The organism is Mycolicibacterium pulveris (genome assembly GCF_010725725.1).
Lineage (GTDB): Bacteria > Actinomycetota > Actinomycetes > Mycobacteriales > Mycobacteriaceae > Mycobacterium > Mycobacterium pulveris.
The window spans coordinates 1,811,388-1,834,149 of sequence record NZ_AP022599.1; the positions used below are offsets into that span (position 1 = coordinate 1,811,388).

Sequence of the window (22,762 nt, forward strand, 5' to 3'; positions counted from 1 at the left end):
GCACTAGTTATCGGAAGTCCCGCTCGCGGCCAGCCTCTCGCGCAGAGTCTTGGGCCGGATGTCAGGCCAGTTGCGTTCGATGTAGTCAAGACACGACGCGCGGTCCGCTTCGCCGTACACCACCTGCCAACCGGCAGGCACGTCGGCGAAGGTCGGTCACAGGCTGTGTTGCTCCTCGTTGTTGACCAACACGAAGAAGCTGCCGCTTTCGTCGTCAAAGGGGTTGCTAGACACCCAGGCTCTCCCGATCAACTAATTGACGCTTCTGCAAGATCTCGTAAACCATACTTCGCAGCCGGAACGCTGTCACGGGGTTCGGAGTTAACCCAGTCACGTGCAGTTACGTTTCCGCGGGTTAACTTGCGGTATCGGTCTTTTGAGCGCAACGCTTAGTTTTGCACCCGTTACCGACGGTAATGCGTAAAAGTCAGCACATTGCATTCAATTTGCTGAAACCGCCAACGGGCGCTTCGCCCCACACCCGCGAGAACCCACGTCTGGATGCCGGCACCAACTCCCAGCGCGTCCGGCCGCACGGCCCCGACCGCTCCCACCGTGCGGTGCGGGCGACTTGTGGAAAGGGTTGCGGCCTAATTTATTTCTAGGAGGACCCCGCGGTACGTAATTGCGATCGCAATATTCGGTACTCCAACAAGCCCGCCCGTAACTGTTCGTAGATGGCCGACCCGGGTAACGCGAGAAAGTTCGCGACACGCGCGTTTCCGTCGCCATAAACCTGCGCCCAGTTGCTGCTCGCTTGGTCGCGTGAGGCCAACACATTAGCGGTGATATCGCGGTCGCTTTCGGTGACAAAACCCAGCGATGCCAAACGCATCCTGACGTAATCCCAGTCGTCCGGGCTCAGGAAGTCGGTGTGCAAGAACCATGCGCCGGAACGGCAGATTCTGCGTACCTCGTTCAGGAACTTCGGCAGGTTTCCATAAGAATGCGACGACTCCACATTCAGGACTGCGTCGCAGAACTCATCAGGCAGGGGCAGATTCAGCGCATCGCCGACCTTGAAATCGATCGCATGCTTGGCATGAGCCTTATTGCAGAAGGCGATCGCTTCGGAGGACATATCAATGCCGATGACCTCACCGTCGAATTTCTCCGCCACCAGTGCCGAGTTCCCACCTCGACCGCAACCGATCTCGACAATGGTGCGGTTATTGAGGTCAACGGGACCGACAACCTCCAACACCAGTCGGACCGAGTTGGCATTGAAAGTGCCGTCGCGAATATCGAAGACGGACTCGTTGTTCGCATCCGTCGGAAGGTATCCGTAGTTGAGGAAGAACGATGAATCGGCCACTCCGACTTCTTCCAGGCGGCGACTGAGCTTGTTGTAGAAGCTGCGCCATCCGCCGGCGGTCGTCGAAAGCAGGTCATCGGCAAGGTACGCCGACATCGCCACTTGTGAATCGTCCTCGGATTCGACTTGCACCGAAGGTTCGCCAGGACGTTCCATCGCCGTCATAGCACCCAACTCCGCATGGATTCTCCGATCATTGTGTGGGCTCGGATGAACCGACGGAATCCGAATCCTTGAACTCCGGCATCTGAGCCGCCAGGTATTCGGCGAGCGACCCGATCGTCGGGTAGTCGAACACCGCGGTGGCACTGATGGTGACCGCGCCGCCGAACTGCGGCAACAACCGGTTGCTGAATTCGACCGCCATCAGCGAATCCGTGCCCAACTCGAGGAACCTGCTGGTGGCCGCCGGGGGCTGCGCAAGCCGAAGGAAGTTCTGTACCTCGTACCGCAGGTACTCGGTGAGGAAGTTCCCGCGTTCTTCTTCGGGCACGTCGTGCAGTTGCCGGAGCAACTCGCTGTCGCCGCGCGTCGCCGCGACCGTGCTGGGAAGCAGATGGTCGAGGATGAACGGTCGAGTCCCGCCCAGCCCCTTGGCCGCACGCTGCCAATTGGCCTTGAGAACGGTCACCTGCCCCGTTCCGTGGGCGACGATCTCGTTGAGCGCGTTGAGCGCGGCAGCGGGTTCCAACGGAATCAGCCCTTGCGCGCTGAGGTTGGCGCGCGCGGCGTGCGATGTCGCCATGCCGCCCTGCGCCCATGGCCCCCAGTTGACGCTGGTCGCGGGCAGTCCCTGCGCGCGACGCGCCGCGACGAGTCCGTCGAGCAGCGCGTTGGCCGTCACGTAGTTGGCCTGGCCCGGAGAACCCAGCACGCTGGCGGCCGACGAATACACGATGAAGAATTCCAGTTCGTCGCTGTTCGTCAACCGGTGCAGGTGGTGTGCCCCAAACGCCTTGGGCGCCAACACCGTCCGGAACCGCTCGACGTCCTGCTGAGTCAGCAACGCGTCGTCCAGCACACCCGCGCCGTGCACCACTCCCGCCAGCGGCGGGAGCTCCGCGCGGATCCGGTTCAGCAACTCCGCAACCTGGCCCTCATCGCCGACATCTGCGGTGAACGTGTGGATCTGGCACCGATACCGCTCCATGATGTCGGCAATGGCGCGTTGCGCCTCCGCGTCGGGCATCCGCCTGCTGGTCAACACGACGTGTCCTGCGCCGAGCTGGGCCAGGTGCGCCGCCGTGTGCAGGCCGAGCGCACCGACGCCGCCGGTGACCAGGTAGGTCCGATCGCCACGCGGCTGAAGAGGTGTCGGCATCTGCAGCACGATCTTGCCGATGTGCCGCGCCTGCTGCATGCGGCGGAACGCGACCTTGGCCTCCGTCAGCGGATAGACCTCGGCGGGAAGCGGCAGCAGCTCGCCGCGGCCCATGCTGTCGGCCAACTGGGCCAACAGGTCGCCCACCCGCTCGGGCTCTTGCTCGATTGTCGCGTCCAGCGCGACGATCTCGTAGGCGATGTCGGGGCGGACCGCGGCCATCTGCTCGGGAGACCAGATGTCGCGCTTGGCGATCTCGACGAACCGACCACCCTTGGCGGTAGCCCGCACTGTCGCTTCGATGAAACCCTCATTGGTGAGGCTGTTGAGCACCACGTCCACACCGGCACCGTCGGTGTCGGCGAGGATCTGATCCGCGAAGGCCGTCGTGCGCGAGTCGTAGACGTAATCCACGCCCATCTCGCGCAGCGTCGCCCGTTTGTAGGTGCTGGCGGTGGCGAAGACCGTCGCACCGGCCTGGCGGGCCAACTGGATCGCGGCGAGCCCCACGCCACCGCTGGCAGCGTGTATCAGCACACGCTCACCCGGGCGGATCTTCGCCCAGTCGAACGCCAGCCGCGTCGTCAGCGCCCCGGCGGGTATGGTCGCCGCTCCCACCGCGCTCACCCCGTCGGGCAACGGCGACAGGAACTCGGCCGGAATGTTGACCCGGGACGCGAACCCGCCCTGCATGAAGCCGAAGACGCGCTGACCGACCTCGAAGCCGGTGACGCCGTCACCCACCTCGGTGACGATGCCCGCCAGGTCGCCGCCGATCCGTCCCGGATCGCCCGGGTACAGGCCGAGCACGTTCAGCACGTCGCGGAAGTTGAGACCCGCGGCCTCGACGCGGATCTGCACCTGACCCGCCGGTGGCGGCGGCACGTCGATCTCCACCAGACGCAGGTTGTCGATGGCGCCGCGTTCGGTCGGCTCGAGAATGTAGTCGGTTCCGCGGGGCACCGACAGCGGGCCGCCACGCGCCCACGGCAGCACCCGGGGCACCAGGTACTTCCCTTGCCGCAGAGCCAGTTCGGGCTCTTCGACCGATGCGCCGATCAGACCTGGCAGCGTGCGCACGACGTCGTCGAGTTCGTCGAAGTCGACCAGTTTGCAGCGCAGCGCCGGTTGCTCGGTGATGATCGTCCGCCCGAGCCCCCACAGCGCCGACTGCACCGGGTCGACCGGCTCGCCGGATTCGGTGGCCACCGCTCGTTCGGTGACGATCCACAGCCCTCCGGTGAGTTTGACGTCCTCGTGCGCCTGCAGCGTGCGCACGACGGTGAGCAACTGATCGATCTCGCTCTCCAGCCGCGCGGCGAACTCACCGGCCGACTCCTCGGCGCCCGGTTGTCCCAAGCAGCGCCAGACGATGCCGCTGATCGGGGCCCCGCAGTCCTGAGCCTGGGCGATCAGCCGCTTCCAGGACTCTGGATCCGAAGCCGAATCCCGGTCCAGCACGACCGAACCCGCCAGCGCTGCCGACAGTTCGTCGAACCCGGCGACCACCCAGGTGCCGTCGGGTGTCCCGGCGGCATCGCTTTGCGCCGGCGACGGCATCTCCTGCCAGCCCATGGTGTAGAGGTTGCGGGTTGCATCGCCGCCGAGCCCACGCAGCAACGCTTCTCGGGGTGCGCGTTTCACCGCGAACTCGCGGATTTCGCCAAGCAGCCGACCGTCCCGGTCCACGAACTCCAGGTCGAAGACCTGCGTCTCGCTCTCGGCGCTGCCGGTCTGCCACTTCGCGCGGCAGTAGAACCGCTTCGGCATCTTCTCCCGGAGCACGACCCGCCCATACCGCAGCGGCAGGAACAGATCGGCCATGGGACCGCCCTCCTCCGTCGCTGCCAGCACCGCGGGGAATGCCGGGAAAGCCACCCCGGTGCACAGGTCGAGCAACACCGGATGGATCGGCTCGCTGCCGAGCTGCTCGGTGAGCTCCTCGCCGATCGTGACGTCGCCGATCGCTTCACCGTCACCGGCCCACAGCGATTTCAGCGAGGTCGCCCAGGTCGGGCCCCAGATCAGCTCCATGTCGGCGAAGGTGTCGAACAGCTGCTGCGGTCGGGTCCGCCGCAACCGTTCGCACGCGGCCTCGATGGTTTCTGACGAATCCGGCGCCGGCACGTCGTCGATGCTGGTGACGATCCGGCCGTCGGCGTTCAAGGCCCACTCGGCGTCGCGCTCACCGTAGGGCCGGCTGTGCACATGGAAAGTGGAACCACTTCCGTCCTCGAGCGGACGCAACGTCAACTGGACCTCGCGAGAGGCCTTCACGGGCAGAATGATCGGCTCGTAGAAGAAGACGTCACGCACCTGCGCGGGCACTCCGGCCGCGGCCAGCGCCATCGCGGCGTACGTTGCGCCCGGAACGACAACGGTGCCGTAGATGACGTGATGAGCCAACCACGGCTGCGTCTTGACCGACCAGCGGCCGGTGTAGACCGTCTCGCCGGACGCGAGATCCTTGACGCTGCCCAGAATTCCGGACTCGAATACGCCCTGGCCGTCGATGTCTCGGATGTCGACGGTCTTGGGCCAGAAACGCCGCCGCTGGAACGGATAGGTGGGCAGTTCGACCCTGCGGCGCGGCCGGTGATGCACCGCGGCGAAGTCGGGCCGATGGCCGGCGACATAGACCGCGGCCAGCGCCTCTGCCATCTGCCGCCGATCATCGGTGCCCTTGCGCAGGCAGGCGACGGCGCGCGGAGCGGGCGAGGACTCCGGCCAGGCCTGCACCGCGGCCCCGGTCAGGATCGGTTGCGGGCCGATCTCCATCAACACCGAGCACCCCAGCTGGGCCACTGTTTCGATGCTTTCGGCGAACTGCACCGGCTGCCGGGAATGGCGACGCCAATACTGCGCGTCCAGCGGGGTATCCGCCGTGAGTACCGCGCCGGTGCGATTGCACACCAACGGCAGCGTCGGGGTGGCGAACTCGAATCCTCTTGCGAAAGCCTCGAATTCGTCGAGTGCCGGCTCCAACAACACCGAATGGAAGGCGTGGCTGGTGTCCAGCCAGGTGCACCGGGTGCCGTCTTCACTCAGCTTGGCCACGATCTGTTCCAGATCCCCGGCCGGACCCGACAACACGGTGTTAGGGCCGTTGTAGGCGGCGACCGAGACCTGCGGGAAGTTCTCGGCGGCGCGCTCGACCTGCGTGGGGGCCGCGAAGACCGCCACCATCCGGCCGCCCTCGGGCAGCTCCCCGAACAGGCGGCCACGCTCGGCGATCAACCGCGCCCCGTCCTCGAGGCTGAACACGCCGGCCACGCACGCCGCCGCGTACTGACCCACGCTGTGCCCGAGGACCACGTCGGGCTCGATGCCCCACGATTGCCACAGCCGGGCCAGCCCCATTTCGACGGCGAACAGTGCCGGCTGAGCGAACGAGGTGTGGCCCAGCGACTTTCCAGCCTTGTCGCCGGCGTCGCCGTCGGTTTCGAACATCACCTCCAGCAACGGGCGCGGCAGCATCCCGTCGACGGCCTCCGCGCAACGGGTCACCGTTTCGGCGAACACCGGCTCGGTGTCGAACAGTTCGCGCGCCATCCCGGGGTACTGGCTGCCCTGTCCGGTGAACAGCCACGCTGTCTTCGGCGGGTCACCGCACTCGCCTCGGACCGCACCCGGCCCCAACCGGTTCTCGGCCAGTTCGGCCAGCAGTTCGCGCGCGTTCGACACCGAGTCCACCACCATCGCGGCCCGGTGCTCGAAGTGCGAACGCCCGGCACCGGCAGTGAAACTCAGGTCGGCGATGTCGACGTCCGGATGGCTGTCCAACCATTCGGCGTACCGCTGCGCCAACGCCGCCAACGCCTGCGGCGACCGCGCCGACAGCGGCAGCACACTCACCGATTCGTCACCGGTGGTCGGCTCGGAAACCGGTTCTGCCGCAGCAGACTTCGACGGTGCTTCTTCGATGATGACGTGGGCATTGGTACCGGAGAACCCGAACGAACTGGTCCCTGCGCGGCGCGGTCGGCCGTCGGCCTGCCACGGAATCGGTTTGTCGACCACCTGCACCGGCAGCGAGTCCCACGGGATGTTCGGCGACGGGTTCTGGAAGTGCAGGTTCTGCGGCAGCATTCCGTGCTGCAACGACAGCACGACCTTGATCAGCCCGGCGATGCCCGCCGCGGATTCGAGGTGGCCGACGTTGGTCTTCACCGATCCGATGAGCAGCGGACGGTTCGCATCCCGACCGTTGCCGTAGGCGGCCGCGGCGGCCTGCACCTCGATCGGGTCACCCAGCGAGGTGCCGGTGCCGTGCGCCTCGAGATAGTCGATGTCTCCGCCGACGAGACCGGCGCGAGCCAGCGTGGCGGTGATAAGCCGTTGCTGCGCACCACCGTTGGGCACGGTCAGGCCGCTGGAGGCGCCGTCCTGGTTGACGGCGCTGCCCCGGATGACCGCGCAGATCTGGTCCCCGTCGCGCTCGGCGTCGCTGAGTCGCTTGAGCACCAGGATGCCGCAGCCTTCACTGCGCGCGTAGCCGTTGGCGGCGGCGTCGAAGGTCTTGCACCGGCCGTCTGCCGACAGCATCCTGGCGCGCGAGGTCGCGACGATGGATGCCGGGCTGACCAGGACGTTCACCCCGCCGGCCAGCGCCATGTCGCAATCCCCGGAGTGCAGCGCTTGGCAGGCCTGATGCACGGCCACCAGCGATGCGCTGCACGCGGTGTCCACCGCCATCGCCGGGCCCTCGAGTCCGAGTGCATAAGCCACCCGGCCTGCGATGACGTTGAGCGCGTTGCCGGTGATGAAGTGGGCCTCGATGGTCTCCACCGAGTTGGCGTTGAGCAGCTGTGAGTACTCGTTGGCCGCCACCCCGACGAACACGCCGCTTCGGGTGCCGCGCAACGAATTCGGCGCGTATCCGGCTCGTTCCAGGCCCTCCCAGGCGATTTCGAGCATCAACCGCTGCTGGGGATCCATCCACACCGCTTCGCGCGGCGAGATGCCGAAGAACTCCGGATCGAATCCGTCGACGCTTTCCAGGTATCCGCCGTAACGGGTGTAGATCTTGCCCGCCGCTTCGGGATCCGGGTCGTAATACTCGTCGACGTCGAAGCGATCGTCCGGAATCTCCCGGATGGCGTCGACGCCGCCGGACAACAACTCCCAATACGCCTCGGGATCGGGCGCCCCCGGGAAGCGGCAGGCGACGGCGACGATCGCGATCGGTTCGTCGCTGCGCACCGGCGCCACCACGGCCGGTTGGACCGGCGCCGGGGCGCTGGGCGCCGGGGTGTCGATGCTGAGGACATCGCTGAGCAGGAAGTCCGCCACGTCGACGAGGCGTGGGTAGTCCATCGCAAGCGTCGAGGGCAACCCCTTGCCCACGGCCTGCTCGACCCGGCGCCGAAGTTCGACGGCCATCAGCGAATCCATGCCGACGTCGAAGAAGCCCGCCTCGTCGCGGATCTCGGAGGCGTCGATGCGGGTGACCTCGGCGACGACGTCGCGCAGGTAGTCGACGACGAGTTTCTTGCGCTGACCCGCCGGCGCCCGGGTGACCCGTTCGACCAGCTGGGTGCCCCCGGCGTCCGACGCCGCAGCCGGTGCCGACTCGGGCACCTCCTGCTGCAGCTGCGCGAAGAAGGACCGCTTGCCGGTCATCTGGTACACGGGCAGGAAGCTGGCCCAGTCGATCCGGGCCACCACCCCGTGTGAGGCGCCCTTGTTCGACGACACCATGAGCTCGGCCATCCCCGCCAACGCGTCGGCAGGCGACAACGGCCGGACACCGCGCTTGTCCAGTTCGGCGCGGGCAGCCTCGTCGGCCATGCCCGCGTTCAGCCACGGCCCGAAGTTGACGCTGATCCCGGGGACGCCGCGCTCACGTTGCTGCCAGGCCAGCCCGTCGAGGAAGGCGTTCGCCGCGCTGTAGGCGGTCTGACCACCGGCACCCCATACGCCGGCGATCGAGGAGGTGCTGAGGAAGAAGTCGAGCTTCATGCCCGTCGTCGCTTCGCTCAGATTCCAGGCGCCCCAGACCTTTCCGCCGAATACCCGGCCGACTTCGGCGTCGTCCAGGCTTTGCAGTGGGGTGGTGCTGATCTCGCCCGCGGCGTGTACGACGCCGGACAGCGCGGGCAGTTCGGCCCGCACGGCGGTCAGGACGCGAGCGACGTCGTGCGGGTTGGAGACATCGGCCGTGATGACCCGGACATCGCAGCCGGACTGTTCGCGTATCGCGTCGATCCGCTGCTGGGCGGCGTCGCTAGGAGCGCGTCGGCTCGTCAGCACCAGGTGCCGTGCGCCGTGTGCGGCCAGGTAGCCGGCGACTTCCAGGCCGATCGCGCCCAGACCGCCGGTGACCAGATACGTCGCGTCGGCACGGAGTTGCAGCGGCGTCGCGATGGGCTGCCCTGCCCGGCGGGTCAGTCGCGGGGCGTGGACCGCTTGGTCGCGAAGCGCGATCTGGTCTTCGCCGGACGGTGCTGCCTCCAGGTGGTCGATGAGCCGCGACCACTCGCCGTTGTCCGGGGTGCCCGTTGCCGGCAGATCCGCCAACCCGCCCCACAGCCGGGGATGTTCCAGCGCAGCGGCGCGGCCGAAGCCCCACAGCGCCGACTGCGCGGGCGATACCGTGTCCGTACCGGTAACGCGTTGTGCACCACGGGTTATCAGCCAGATCGGTGCGCGGAGTTCGGCCGCAGCGGCCGCGCGGAAGAGCCGTCGCGTCCCGCTGAGCACCTCGTGTTGCATCCGCAACAGCGACTGTGTCGATGCGGTGCCGTCCGCCTCGAGTGCCGCGAGGTTGAGGATGCGGGCCGTCGGCTCGTCGGCGACGGCGGTGCGCAAGGTGGCCGTGAGCCGCTCTTCGTCGGCGTCAGACATCGGCAGGCCGAGGATCTGATGCCGGTGGCCACGCGCGGTCAGCGCGTCGACCAGTGGCGCGGCCGTGGTGGGGTCAGCGCAGACGAGCAGCCAGGAGGCGGTCTCACCACGCACCGCGCCCGTGGCCGCGGCGAGCTTCTCCCAGCGGATCTCATAGCGGGAGTCGGTGATCGTCAGCGCCTTGCGCTGCTGATTATGTTGCGCGGCAAGCTGTTTCAGCAGTTCAACGGCCTGCTGGTTGCCCTCGGCACCGCCGAGCCGCGCGACGAGTTCCTCGATCCGGCCGTCCTCGAGAAGCTGGACGGTTTCGGTGCGCGCGGCTTGTGTCTCGTCGACGGTCTGGGTGGGCCGGACCCGCTGCTCACGGAACCAGTACTGACGATGCTGGAACGGATAGGTGGGCAGGTCGACCTTGCGCGCCGGGCCGACCAGCGCGGCGAAGTCCGGTCGATGGCCCGCGACGTACGCGTTGGCCAGCGCCTCGGTGATCTGCCGGTGGTCGGCGACGTTTCGGCGCAGCGAGGCGATCGCCCGCGGCGCGGTCGCCGGGTCCGGCCAGGCACGCATGGCCGCGGCGGTGAGAACCGGCTGTGGTCCGATCTCCAGCAGCATCGTGCACCGGAGATCGGCCAGGGTGCGCACGCTCTTGGCGAACTCGACCGGCTGGCGGGCATGGCGCCGCCAGTAGGCGCCGTCCAGTTTGGCGCTGCGGCCCAGGGCCGCGCCGGTGCGGTTGCAGATCAACGTCTTTCGTGGCGGGTTGAACTGGAACCGGTTCGCGTACGCTTCGAATTCGTCGAGGACCGGGTCCAGCAGCGCCGAGTGGAACGCATGGCTGGTGTCGAGCCAGTCGCACCGCACGCCGTCGGCGTCCAGCCGGGTCACCACAGACTCCAGGTCCTGCGCGGGTCCGGACAGCACGGTGTTGGCGCCGTTGTAGGCGGCGACCGACAAGCTCGGGAACTCGTCGGTGAAGCTCTCCACCCGTTCGGGGGCGGCGAAGACCGCGACCATCCGGCCGCCGTCGGGCAGGCTGCCGAACAGCCGGCCCCGCTCGGCCATCAGCCGCATTCCGTCTTCGAGGCTGAAGACGCCTGCGACACAGGCCGCCGTGTACTGGCCGACGCTGTGCCCGATCACCACGTCGGGCTCAAAGCCCCACGACTGCCAGAGCCGCGCCAGACCCATTTCCACCGCGAACAGTGCGGGCTGGGCATAGCTCGTCTGCCGCAGGGTGTCCTGGGCATCCGGGCCGTCACCGAAAATGACGTCCAGCAGCGGCTTTTCGAGCATGTCGGCAACCGCCGCCGCGCACTGGTCGACGGTCTCGGCGAACACCGGCTCGGTGGCGTACAGCTCTTTCGCCATGCCCGCGTACTGGCTGCCCTGACCGGTGAACAACCACGCGGTCTTCGGTTTGTCCGCGCATTCGCCGCGCACCAGGCCCGGCGCCGGGCGGTCTTCGGCCAGCGCCCGTAGGACTTCACGGGCGGACTCGGTCGAGTTCGCCACCAAGGCGGCGCGATGCTCGAGGTGCGAGCGCGCGACCCCTGCGGTGAAGCACACGTCGGCCAGCGAGGCTTCGGGGTGGTCGGCGAGCCAGGCGTCGTATCGCTGCGCAAGCTCCACCAGCGCGGCCGGGCTGCGCGCCGACAGCGGCAACACCGCGAAGCGTCGGTCGTCGTCCGGCGCCTGCGTGGCGGCCGCGGACGGGGCCGCCGCGACGGGGGCTTCCTCGAGGATGACGTGAGAGTTGGTCCCGGAGAAGCCAAAGGAACTGACCCCGGCGATACGCGGGCGGCCGTCCCGGCGCCACGGCACGTTCTCGTCCACCACCCGCACCGGGAGCCGATCCCACGGGATGTGCGGTGACGGGTTCTGGAAGTGCAGTTGCTTGGGCAGTTCCTCGTGCTCGAGCGAGAGGACCACCTTGATCAGACCGGCGATTCCGGCGGCCGCCTCCAGATGGCCGATGTTGGTTTTCACCGAGCCGATCAGCAGCGGGCGGTCAGCGTCGCGTCCGTCGCCGAGCACCGCACCGGCGGCCTGAACTTCGATCGGGTCACCCAACGAGGTCCCGGTGCCGTGCGCCTCGAGGTATCCGACATCGCAGGCGGCGACGCCGCCGTTGGCGAGGGCTTCGCTGATGACGCGTTGTTGGGCAACGCCGTTGGGCACCGTCAAACCACCCGAGGCGCCGTCCTGATTGATCGCGCTGCCCCGGATCACGGCCCTGATCCGGTCACCGTCACGGACCGCGTCGGCGAGGCGTTTGACGACGATGACACCGCAGCCCTCGCCGCGCACATAGCCGTCCGCGGACGCGTCGAAGGTCTTGCACTTGCCGTCGGGGGCCAGCATCTTCGCGCGCGCGAAGGACATCACGCTCTTGGGGCTGAGCAACACGTTCACGCCGCCGGCCAGGGCGACGTCGCATTCCCCGAGGCGCAGTGCCTGGCACGCCTGATGGACGGCCACCAGCGACGAGCTGCACGCGGTATCGACGCTGACCGCCGGGCCCTGAAGCCCCAGCCCGTAACTGATCCGGCCCGCGCCCGCGGCCGACGACGACCCGATCGCCTGATACGAGTCGATCTCGGCGTACGGGATCTCTTCCGAGATCAGCTGCAGGTAGTCGTGGGTTCCGATGCCCACGAACACACCGGTCTTGGTGTTCGCCAACGCCGACGGCGCGGTCCCGGAGTGCTCCACGGCCTGCCACGCCGTCTCCAGCAGCAACCGATGCTGCGGGTCGATGAGCATCGTCTCCCGCTTGGACAACCCAAAGAACTGCGCGTCAAAACCCGTCGCGTCGTCGATGAAGCCGGCCCGGCGGGTCACGATCTTGCCCGGCGCATCGGGATCGGGGTCATAGAATTCGTCGACGTCCCAGCGGTCGGCAGGCACCTCCGACACCGCATCGCGGCCGTCGTGCAGCACCTCCCAGAACTCGTCGGCGTTGGCGGCGCCCGGAACACGCAGCGCGTAGCCGACGATCGCGAACCTCTCGCTGTGGTGCGTGGCCGCGTTGTGGAGGTCCGTCATTTCCGATCACCGCCGGTGAGCGTGTTTTCGCGGTCAGGGTCCACGGCGATGCTCGTCGGTACCCGCTCCATCAGATCTGCGATGGTCATCACGGGGTCGTCCTCTCTACAGGGGTTTTCCGAAGGGTGTCGGCGCGGGTGAAGGTGTGCGGGCGTGCGCGCATCAGCTGCAGCGCGCTGTCGATAAGGCCCATCCGATCCTCGAACCCGGGTGCTCTAGTTCCATGTGTCCGCGATGGTCCGCGACAGGCTGCGTGGTTTTTCGTCGGCAAATGGGTAGCTACTCAACCCGGGTCTCTCCAGCTCCACTAATTGACGCTTCTGTCAGAATCTGTAACCTTACTGCTCCGGCGCGGACCCTGTCACGGGGTTGGCCGCGAACCCTTCAGCGAATGCCGGCGGCGGTGTGCGAGGTCCTCCAATCGATCGGCGGCGGCCGCTGCGCTCTGCGCCGGCGAGGTGATGCGAGTGGCCAGCTCACGGGCCCGTGCGACGTACTCCGGCGCGAGGATGCGGCGCAGATCTGCCACCAGGGATTCCTCGGTGGCGGTCGAGAAGCGTCGGGCGGTGCCCACCTTCAGGCGTTTGACCGCGGCTCCGTAGACCGCGTGAACCATGTCCCAGTAGAGGATCAGCTGAGGAACGCCGGCGCGCATCACAATCGGTGTGGTGCTCGAGCCGCCGTGGTGCACGACCGCGCGGCAAGCCGGGAAGACGGTCGAGTAGTTCAGCGTGCCGACGACCTTGACGTGATCGAACTCGGGGACATCCGCGAAGTCGGTCCCGGCGGCGCCGATCAACGCTCGCTCGCCGAGCCGCGCACAGGCTGAGGCGATCATGGCCAACGTGTCGCGCGGGGACTCGACCGGAATGCTGCCGAACCCGAAGAAGATCGGCGGCGTTCCCGCCGCGATCCATGACGCGACCTCGTCGTCGGCGTCGGTGGACAACTCGAGCGTGAGCGTGCCGACGAAGGGGCGCTGGTCCGCGAACTCCGACCATTCGGCGGCCAGCCCGGGGAAACAGGCCTCGTCGTAGGCCTGGATCTCCAGCGAGCCGCGTTCGGTGATCCGCCGCGGCGCGGAGCCTTTCACCGCAGGCAGGCCCAGTTCGCGGCGTTGGGCGTGCTCGACCTTCTTCATCACTCGCCAGGACAGCCACCAGAAGGCGGCCACCGCCGATCGCCGCATTCTCGCCGGCAGAAACCTCAGGACCTGGGCGTTGGGGCGCAGCGGGAAGTAGTGCAGCGTCGCCAGCGGGATGTCGTAGTACTCGGCGACGTTGGCCGCAGCGTCCTCGAAGTTGATGCCGGTGAAGATCAGGTCGGCCCCGTCGGCGATCGACCTCAGGGTCGTGCTCATTTCCTGCCAGCCCCGTAGCAGGGGGGCACCGATCTCGACCCGCGCCCTGATCATCGTCCGGAGCTTCCAGGGGGCGCCGAAGAAGCAGGTCCAAAAGTCGCGGTGGGCGTCGAGGATCGAGCGTGAGTTCGGGCCGAATCCGACGGCCTTGAGCCCCGCCGCCTCGGCGAAACTCACCAGGTCGGGCGGCACGGCCATCCACACCTCGTGGCCTCGTCCCACAAGTTCGCGTCCGACGGCGGCATTGGGTTCGACGTCGCCACGACTTCCCCAGCTCGCCAGCACAAATTTCATCGCAGGCCTAGGCCGTTACTTCGGGGAGGCGGTGCTGGCAGCGAGGAATTCGTTCAGATATCGGGCCGGCTTCAGGTTGAGCAGACGTCTGCGGTCGGCCTTGAGGTCTGCGTAGGTGAGCGCCTCGATCTCCTCCACCGAATACGACAGCGTCGATTCCGGAGACCCCTTCCGGAGGAACCCGACGCCCTGATCGCACTTGAGCACCCCCACCAAGAGATCGGGCCGGGTGCTGCGCAGTTGGACGATCGCCTTCCACACATCGCCGTTCCAGATCCCGATCAGCAGCGGCCCCTTCTGCTGGGCCATGAACTCCTCCCAGGAATCCGCCCGGCGACCGGCCAGCTCGAACGGCGGGTTGCAGTCGTGCAGGAAGATGACGCCGTCGTCCTTCAGGTAGCGCACGGTGTTTTCGACGTCGCGCACCACCTGCTCGTAAGTGTGCAGGCCGTCGATCAGCGCGACGTCCACGGGATGCCGTTCGAGCAGGGCGGTTTCGTTCGCGAAGAAGGCGTCGCTGGTCGTTTCGAAGTAGCGAGTGACGCGGCCCTTGGCGTCGGCGCGTTCGCGGACGCGGTCGGTGAGCCTGAAGGCCGGGTCGACCGCGATCTTCACATCGGCGCTGATCCGCTGGAACGCCTGTCCGCGTGAAACGCCGATCTCCAGATAGACAGGCTCCGACCGCATCGCGAGCGCCCGTTGCACGGCCCTGATCCGGTTCATCCCCGGCAGCGCGTCCGCGAACGCCACCAGCCCGTCGTTGAAGCCCACGCGACGATCCTGCCCACAAAGGAATTTATTGACAAGGGGGTAAATCCGCAGGCTGAAAACTGTCCGCGTCCGTCTGGGCTGCGGTAAGAATGGTCTGCTATGTCGCATTCCTTCGACATCGTGACCGAATCACCTGTCAGCGTTGAGCAAATCCATGCTGCGTTCGGCCGCGAGGACTACTGGCAGGCCCGCCTGGCCGACGGCGTCGGGACCACGCTGGATCTGCTTCGCGTCGACGACGACGGCGCGGTGAACGTGAGCATCACCCAACACCTGGGTCGCCAGGTGCTGCCGGGCGTGGTCGCCAAAGTGGTTCCCGCGGATCTGAAGCTCCGGTACCGCGAGACCTGGCGGCCCGTCGGTGACGGCAGCATGCGCGGGGTGGCCGAGGCCTCGGCGTCGGGCGGGTTGGGATCCAGCCGTGCCGAGAACTGGCTGGCCCCGTCCGGCGGCGCGTCGCAACTGCGCTCCGCGGTCAGGGTCGATGTCAAGATCCCATTGATGGGACGCCAACTGGAGAAGGCGATCGGCAGCAGCCTGGCCGACAGCATCCCCGCGGTGCTGCGCTTCACCACCACGTGGATCGAACGCACATGCATGAGCTAGGGCCGGTGCGATCGGCCGCAGAATCGGAAAGCGGGCAGGTGGGCACGGTAAACAGGCTCGCTGCGGACCGGACCACGATTCACAAGATCTGGAAAGCGTTTCTGGTCGGGATCGCGGTCGCCCTGGCCATCGCCTGCTACTTCGTGCCGGTCCTGCTCGTGGTGATCGGCGTGGCCATCCTGTCCGTTCTGATCGGGCGACTCGTGTACCGGGCCCGCGGCCGCTATGTCCCGACCCAGTACAGCAAGGACATCAGCGAATACGACGAGGAATATCGCACCTTCATCGAGAACTCGCTTTCGGACCTGCGCCGGCGCAGGATTCGCGGACACACGCTGCTGTGGGAGGCCTCGCGCCTGCCCAATCCACATGACGACGGCCGTGACGAGCTCCTGCTCGATCTGGGGGTGTGGATCGGCTGGTCGACCAGGCTGACGTCGGACTTCTGCGGGCGCAAGGTGTATGGCTTCGACACCTTCGAAGGCCTTGTCGAGGATTGGCTGATCGAAGGTCAACAGCTGATCAAGCGGGGCACCTTCGCACTGTCAGATCCGTTCGCGAAACGTGTGATGCGCGATACCCGGGTGAGCATGCAGGACGGCAAGCCCGTCGCGCTCGGCCGCCGAGTGGAGTTCATTCGGGGTAGCACCTATGACACATTGGAGCCGTTCCTGGCCGACCGGCCGACCGCGCCCATCAGGCTCTTCCACATGGATCTGGATTCCTACGAAAGTTGCCTGCACGCACTGGAGACGTGCAAGGACCGTTTCGTGGAGGGGTCGATCCTGGTCTTCGACGAATACCTGATCACCAACAGCGAGATGCGGGCGTTCTATGAGTTTCAGAAACGTTACGGCCTGCAGTGGCGCTACCGGGCGTGGGGTCTGGAGATCTGGGAGATGAACTTCGCGATGGTGACCGCGCGTTGGAAGCGCCTGGTCTACTACCTGGGCACCATCGCCCTCTATTGGCTTGATGGCCGCTTTCTGTGGAAGTTCTTCCGGCCGCGGTTCTGGCGGTTTTGGCTGGGCGCCCCGCTCGGCGACATTCTCTTCTTGCTCGGGGCCGCGGGGCAACGGCAGTCGGTCAGCCTCGAAATCACCGGGCTCGGAAAGCTCGCACGGAATCCTTAGCGCTGTCCTTTTGACTGTTCAACTCTGGAGCAGATCCACCGACGACGGCGACGCCGCACCGCGGCGACATGGGGCCTGGGTTGAAACCGCTCTAGCGGGTGCGACCGGGTGTAAGAATGCCTCGACTCAATTGACGTATCCGTAGAACGCGTAGGCAGGTGTCTTGTCCCAGGCAGAACGTCTTGGCGCTACCGAGGCACAGCAGAGTCCGCGCTCCGAACAGAACCGGTTCCGTCCCGATATCGAGGGCTTGCGTGCCGTCGCGGTGCTGGCCGTTGTCCTCTTCCACGCTGCCCTGCCAGGGTTCGGCGGCGGATACGTCGGCGTCGACGTGTTCTTCGTCATCTCGGGCTTCTTGATCACCGGGTTGTTGTGGCGTGAGCTGAGCACGACGGGAACCGTGCGGCTTCGCAGCTTCTACGGCGCACGGGCCCGCCGCTTGCTGCCGGCCTCCGCGGCGGTCGGGGTCGTCACCATGATCGCCTCGGCAATTCTGTTGCCGCCCTTGCAGGTTCGGCCGGCACTCAGTGACGGCATCGCCAGCGCGCTGTATGTCAGCAACTACCAGTTCGTGTTGCGAGGCGTCGACTACTTCGCCGACCGCATGTCGCCGTCGCCTTTCCTTCATTACTGGTCATTGGGTGTCGAGGAGCAGTTCTACCTCGTGTGGGCGCCGATGATCCTCGGCACGGCGTGGCTGGTCCGACTGGTACGCCGCCGCACTGGATCAGAGGCGGCTTCCTCACGACGCCCGTATCTGGTGCTCCTCGCGCTGGTCGCGGCGGTTTCGTTCGTGCTGTCGTTTCTCACGACGTACCTGGTGCCCGCTGCAGCGTTCTATTCGTTGCCGACCCGCGCCTGGCAGCTCGCCGTGGGCGGGCTGATCGCCCTGACGGCGGGCCATTGGCGTCGCGTGAAAGCGATACCCGCCGCGATCATGGGCTGGGCGGGGCTGGCCCTGATCCTGTTGGCCTGCACGTCGTTGAGCCCGACCACGTTGTATCCCGGTACCGCCGCCTTGCTGCCCACCCTGGGGGCCGCGCTGGTGATCGCCGCCGGCTGCGCGCGACCCGATGAGGGCTGCGGGCGCCTGCTTGGCTTGCCGTCGGTGCGCGCCATCGGCCGCATTTCCTACTCGTGGTACCTGTGGCACTGGCCGGTCCTGGTACTCGCCCCGTTCCTGCTGGGCCACCACCTCAGCCTGCCCGCCCGGTTGGCTGCTGCGCTGGTGTCCGCCGGGTTGGCGTGGCTCACCCTGCACTACCTCGAAAACCCACTACGGTTCGCTCCCAAGATCCGCACCTCACCCCGGCGCAGTCTCGGGCTGGGCGCGGCGGCCACCGTGATCGCAGTAGCCGTCGGCGTCGGCCTCCTCAGGGTGGTACCGATCCCGGTCGGCCAGGGCGTACCGGCGAAGCCGGTCACCCTCACCGCAGCCCTCGTCCCGGCAGGGTCCGACATCAGCGCGTATGACGCGGCGGTGCGGCACACCTTCGCCCAAGCACACGCGGCGGTCGCCGCCTCGACCGATCTGACGGCCGTTCCCTCGAATCTCACTCCGCCACTGGCCGAGGCGTGGGCCGACAAGGAGGCCATGTTGTTCGACGGCTGCCTGCGCGAACCGTTCCAAAGCGGGCAGCCAGAGTGCGCGATGGGCGACACCGCCTCGACGACGACGGTGGCCCTGGTCGGAGATTCCCACGCAGCAATGTGGACCACTGCATTTCAGCAAGTGGCCTTCGAGCGGAACTGGCGACTGGAACTACTCGCCAAGGGTGCCTGTCCATTGCTGGACTTACCGTTGACCAGTCCCTTGGGTCGGCTGGCCGACTATCTGGGTCGCTGTGGAGAGTGGCGCGCGCAGATCCTCGACCGGCTGGAAGCCGATCCCCCTCAACTGGTCGTATTGGGGCTGTGGCGCGGCTACGGGACAGAGGAGTCGCTGTCGGGGTACCGCGCATACGACACCGCCTGGACCGATGCGTTGACCCACTTGGTGCAACGTCTGCGTGCCACCGGTGCGCAGGTGCTGGTGCTGGGGCCGATCCCAAGTCCCGGCTTCGTGGTGCCGGTGTGTCTGTCCGGTTACCTCGATGACGTGCCGGCGTGCACGCCGGAGCGGTCATCGGCGGTCAACGAATCAGGGATCGCCGCGGAGGCCGCGGCCACGACCGCCGGCGACGCACAGTACGGCGACGTGACCGAGTTGTTCTGCACTACCGACCTATGCCCGGTCATCGTGGGTAACACCCTGGTCTATTTCGACTCGACGCATACGACGCTGGAGTACGCGAGGCTGCTCGCCCCGGCCGTCGGCGCACTCGCCGACCGGGCGCTCGCCGATGACTAGTTAGATCCCCGAAATGAACGCCTGGTGCGCGCCCGAATGCAAGAATGCTTCGACGAAATTGACGTACCCGTTTATACCCGAGTGGGTGCTCGTACCGCACCCAGCGCCTTTCGCGCTGGTCACGGTTTCATGACCAGGAGTCTCGACATGCCGAAGTCTGTCCTCATCACCGGCGGGGCCGGGTTCATCGGGTCAGCGCTCGCGCGCCGTCTCGTCGAGGACGGTTACGACGTCGGCGTCCTGGACGTTCTGCATCCTCAGGTGCACGGCGCGCACGCCACTCTCGACCTGCCGGCATCGGTGCGGTTCTTCAGCGGCGATGTCACCCATGCGCCCGACTGCGATGTCGTGCTGCGGCTGTTCAAACCTGCACAGGTCGTGCATCTGGCGGCCGAGACCGGCACGGCGCAGTCCCTGTCGGAGGCCAGCCGACACGGCTCGGTCAACGTGGTCGGCACCACCCAGTTGCTCGACGCGTTGAGCCGCTGCGGGTACGTACCCGACCAACTGGTACTGGCATCGTCACGGGCCGTCTACGGAGAAGGGGCCTGGCAAGCGGGCTCCCACATCTTCTATCCGCCGCCGCGCAGCCACGCCCAGCTCGCCGCAGGCAGCTGGGATCCCCCGAGCCCATCGGGCGAGCCCGCCGCGCCACTGGCGAGCAGCGCCGGTCGAACCGAGCCTCGGCCCACCAACATCTACGCCGCGACCAAGCTGGCCCAGGAGCACATCATGGCCGCCTGGGCGGCAGCCCACGACACCCGGCTCAGCGTGTTGCGCCTGCAGAACGTCTACGGCCCCGGCCAATCGCTGACGAACTCCTACACCGGAATAGTGGCGCTGTTCGCGCGTCTGGCACGCCAGCAGCAGATCTTGGAGGTCTACGAAGACGGCCGCATCGTGCGCGATTTCGTGTACATCGACGACGTGGTCGAGGCGCTGTTCTCGGCGATCGAGGAGCCCGCGGGCCAAGCACGCTGCGTCGACATCGGTTCGGGTGTTCCCACCACCATCCACGAACTCGCCCGACAACTGGCATCGATCTGCGACGCACCGGAGCCGGTCGTCGTACCGAAGTTCCGCGACGGTGACGTTCGCGCCGCCCGCTGCGACACCGAGCAGGCGATGAAGGAACTCAACTGGCGCCCGAAATGGTCGCTCGACGAGGGGACGCGGGCGCTGCTGGACTGGATCGGCACACTTGTCCCGAACGGACACCGCTAACGCTATGGTCAATATCCGTGATCGAGCTTGACGGCATAGCCAAGACGTTCGACGGGACGATACTCGCCCTGCAGGACGTCAGCTTTTCCGTTGCCGCAGGGTCGGTGTGCGCACTGCTCGGCCACAACGGCGCGGGCAAGACGACCACGATCAACATCCTGTCCACCTTGATGCGACCCACCTACGGCAAAGCCGTCGTCGCAGGGCACGACGTCGTCAAGGACCCCGCAGGGGTACGCGCATCGATCGCGACGACGGGCCAGGTCGCCGCCATCGACTGGCAGCTGAGCGGGCGGGAGAACCTGGTGATGTTCAGCCGGTTGCGTGGCATGCGCCGCAAGGCGGCGTACGCGCGAGCCGACGCCTTGATCGAACAATTCGATCTGGTCGATGCCGCCGACCGGAACGTGGTCACCTATTCCGGTGGCATGCGGCGCCGCATCGACATCGCCGCCGCCCTCGTGGTTCCGCCGAAAGTGCTCTTCCTCGACGAGCCGACGACCGGCCTGGACCCGCGTAGCCGCCGCGGCGTGTGGGACCTGGTGTCGTCGCTGGCCGCCGAGGGGGTGACGGTGCTGCTCACCACCCAGTATCTCGAGGAAGCCGACGTACTCAGCGATTCGATCGTCGTCATCGACCACGGTCGGGTCATCGCGACCGGAACCGCCGAGGACCTCAAGAGCCGCGTCGGTATCAGCTACTGCACGGTCAGCCCCGTCAACCCCGCCGACCTGACCAAAGTCCTCGCCGCGGTGGCAGACCTCGAGGATGCCCAGGCCGACGAGGAGGCCAATACCGTTACAGTGTTGGCGCCCAACGGGATCGGTACGCTCAGCGAGGTGTTCCGTCGAGTCGACCAGCTTGACGTCGAGCTCGCCGACATCTCACTGCGGAAGCCGTCCCTGGATGAGGTATTCCTACATCTCACAGGCAGTATGACCGCGTGACCGCTGTTGCCGTGCTCACCGAACGCATGGTGCGGGAGACACTGCGCAGCGATCTGCCGTTCGCGGTGTTGGCGCCCGCAGGCATCTTCGTCGTGTTCAATCTCGCGCTGCGCAACGTGATCGACACCGGTGGGATCGGCTACCCCCAGTACCTGTTGCCCGTCATCATCGTCCAGGTGACGCTGCTCGGTGCGCTGACAACCGTCGACCGTGCTGCCCGAGACCACCAGTCCGAACTGGGTCTTCGGTTCCGCACCATGCCCCTCTCCACGCTGACGCCGCTAACCGCCCGCATGCTGTACTGCCTTATCCGCGGCACGATCGCCCTCGTCGTCACGATCGGCATCGGATATGCCTTCGGTTTTCGAATGCTCGGCGGCCCAGGCCATCTCGTGGCCTTCACGATTTTTGTGCTGGCGTTGACGCTGGCGCTGTCGCTTGCCGCGGATGCGACCGGGGTGAGCATCTCGGGCGCTGCGATCGGCAGGTCCGGGGGGGCCAGCCAGGTCCTCCTCGTTCCGCAGATGATGCTCATCATGTTGTCGACGGGGATGGCGCCCGTCGATTCGTTTCCCGAGTGGCTGCACGGGTTCGTTCGATACCAACCGGTCTCGCAGGTCACCGACGCCTTGCGGGGACTAGCCGCGGGACAGGTGCCGATGGGCAGCGTGATGAGCAGCGTGGCATGGTGCCTCGGCATGCTTCTGGTCTTCGGGGTGATCGCGGTGCGAATGCAGAGGCGGACGCTATGACCACGGCGACACCCTTGCGAAGCTCGCTGCTCTCCGAAAGCCTGATTTTCGCGGGACAGCAATTCACCCATTGGCGGCGCGATCCGCTGGTGCCGATCCAAGCGCTGGTGTTTCCGACCTTCCTGCTGATCACCTATTACTTGCTGATCGGCAAGTCGGTCATGAGAATCACCGGGACGGACAGCCTTTACGGTTTGGTGCCCACCTGTGCGATCGCGGGGGCCTTCTCCGGGGCGATCGCGGTCGGGCTCACCCTCTCGTTCGAACGGGACATCGGCATGCTCAGCAGGTTGTGGGTGCTGCCCGTGAACCGCGCCAGCGCCCTGACCGGTCGACTCATCGCGGAAGCCGCGCGGACATTGGTGAGTACTGCCTTGATCACGGCGGTCGGTATCGGGTTGGGGCTTCGTTTCGAGGGCGGCCCGTTGGCCCTGCTCCTCTACCTGCTGGTGCCGGTGATGGTGGTGCTGGTCTTCGCGATGGCGGTGATCGCAGTCGCGGTACGCGCCAAGGACGGCACCGTGCTTATTTGGCTGGGTCTGCCCGCGATCACCGCGGTGTTCGCCAGCTCGGGCTCACCGCCCGTTGAATCGCTGCCCTCGTGGATGTGGCCGCTCATCCGATTCCAACCGATGGATCCGATCGTCGAGTCGATGCGGACACTTGCTCAAGGCGGCATTCCGTGGTGGCCCCTGCTGTGGGGCGTGGTCTGGACCGTCGGCCTCGGCGCGGTGATCGGGCCGCTGACCGTCCGCAACTACCGGATAGCCGCCGAGTCGGGCGGGGTCCGCGGTTGAT

The 22,762-nt window shown here is 66.8% G+C and carries 11 protein-coding genes and 1 pseudogene; 7 read left to right on the forward strand and 5 right to left on the reverse strand.

Features of this window, described 5'->3' with window-relative positions; translation table 11 throughout:
• Positions 1-3 precede the first annotated feature (3 nt).
• The 5 genes and pseudogenes from G6N28_RS08915 to G6N28_RS08935 form a co-directional block, all read right to left on the reverse strand.
• Positions 4-234: pseudogene (locus G6N28_RS08915) on the reverse strand (MbtH family protein).
• Between the two features lie 367 nt (positions 235-601).
• On the reverse strand, positions 602-1,480 hold the full coding sequence (locus G6N28_RS08920; protein ID WP_163899503.1) for a class I SAM-dependent methyltransferase: 879 nt from the start codon (positions 1,478-1,480) through the stop codon (positions 602-604).
• 28 nt (positions 1,481-1,508) lie between these two features.
• Positions 1,509-12,527 (reverse strand): type I polyketide synthase, encoded by an 11,019-nt coding sequence (locus G6N28_RS08925; RefSeq protein WP_163899505.1) that lies wholly within the window; start codon positions 12,525-12,527, stop codon positions 1,509-1,511.
• 361 nt (positions 12,528-12,888) lie between these two features.
• Positions 12,889-14,181, reverse strand: a complete 1,293-nt coding sequence (locus tag G6N28_RS08930; RefSeq protein ID WP_163899507.1) for a glycosyltransferase — start codon at positions 14,179-14,181, stop codon at positions 12,889-12,891.
• 15 nt (positions 14,182-14,196) lie between these two features.
• A complete protein-coding gene (locus G6N28_RS08935) occupies positions 14,197-14,904 on the reverse strand; it encodes a class I SAM-dependent methyltransferase (RefSeq protein ID WP_163906010.1) in 708 nt (235 codons plus the stop codon).
• 147 nt (positions 14,905-15,051) lie between these two features.
• Here G6N28_RS08935 and G6N28_RS08940 point away from each other — a divergent pair, with 147 nt between their 5' ends.
• From G6N28_RS08940 to G6N28_RS26720, 7 genes are all read left to right on the forward strand, one after another.
• Complete coding sequence (locus tag G6N28_RS08940; protein WP_163899509.1) at positions 15,052-15,558, forward strand: DUF2505 domain-containing protein; 507 nt, start codon at positions 15,052-15,054, stop codon at positions 15,556-15,558.
• Positions 15,559-15,596: 38 nt separating this feature from the next.
• Positions 15,597-16,691, forward strand: coding sequence for a class I SAM-dependent methyltransferase (locus G6N28_RS08945; protein ID WP_235674516.1), 1,095 nt, complete (start codon positions 15,597-15,599; stop codon positions 16,689-16,691).
• A 163-nt stretch (positions 16,692-16,854) separates the two neighbouring features.
• The gene (locus G6N28_RS08950; protein WP_163899513.1) at positions 16,855-19,041 is read left to right on the forward strand and encodes an acyltransferase family protein; all 2,187 of its coding nucleotides are present in this window, start codon (positions 16,855-16,857) and stop codon (positions 19,039-19,041) included.
• Between the two features lie 147 nt (positions 19,042-19,188).
• Positions 19,189-20,265, forward strand: a complete 1,077-nt coding sequence (locus G6N28_RS08955) for an NAD-dependent epimerase/dehydratase family protein (protein ID WP_163899515.1) — start codon at positions 19,189-19,191, stop codon at positions 20,263-20,265.
• Between the two features lie 17 nt (positions 20,266-20,282).
• A complete protein-coding gene (locus G6N28_RS08960; protein ID WP_308207202.1) occupies positions 20,283-21,212 on the forward strand; it encodes an efflux ABC transporter ATPase subunit, DrrA-related in 930 nt (309 codons plus the stop codon).
• Positions 21,209-21,964, forward strand: coding sequence for an ABC transporter permease (locus G6N28_RS26715; RefSeq protein WP_170307889.1), 756 nt, complete (start codon positions 21,209-21,211; stop codon positions 21,962-21,964). Before G6N28_RS08960 ends, G6N28_RS26715 begins: the two co-directional genes overlap by 4 nt.
• On the forward strand, positions 21,961-22,761 hold the full coding sequence (locus G6N28_RS26720) for an ABC transporter permease (protein WP_170307890.1): 801 nt from the start codon (positions 21,961-21,963) through the stop codon (positions 22,759-22,761). Before G6N28_RS26715 ends, G6N28_RS26720 begins: the two co-directional genes overlap by 4 nt.
• Position 22,762 lies beyond the last annotated feature (1 nt).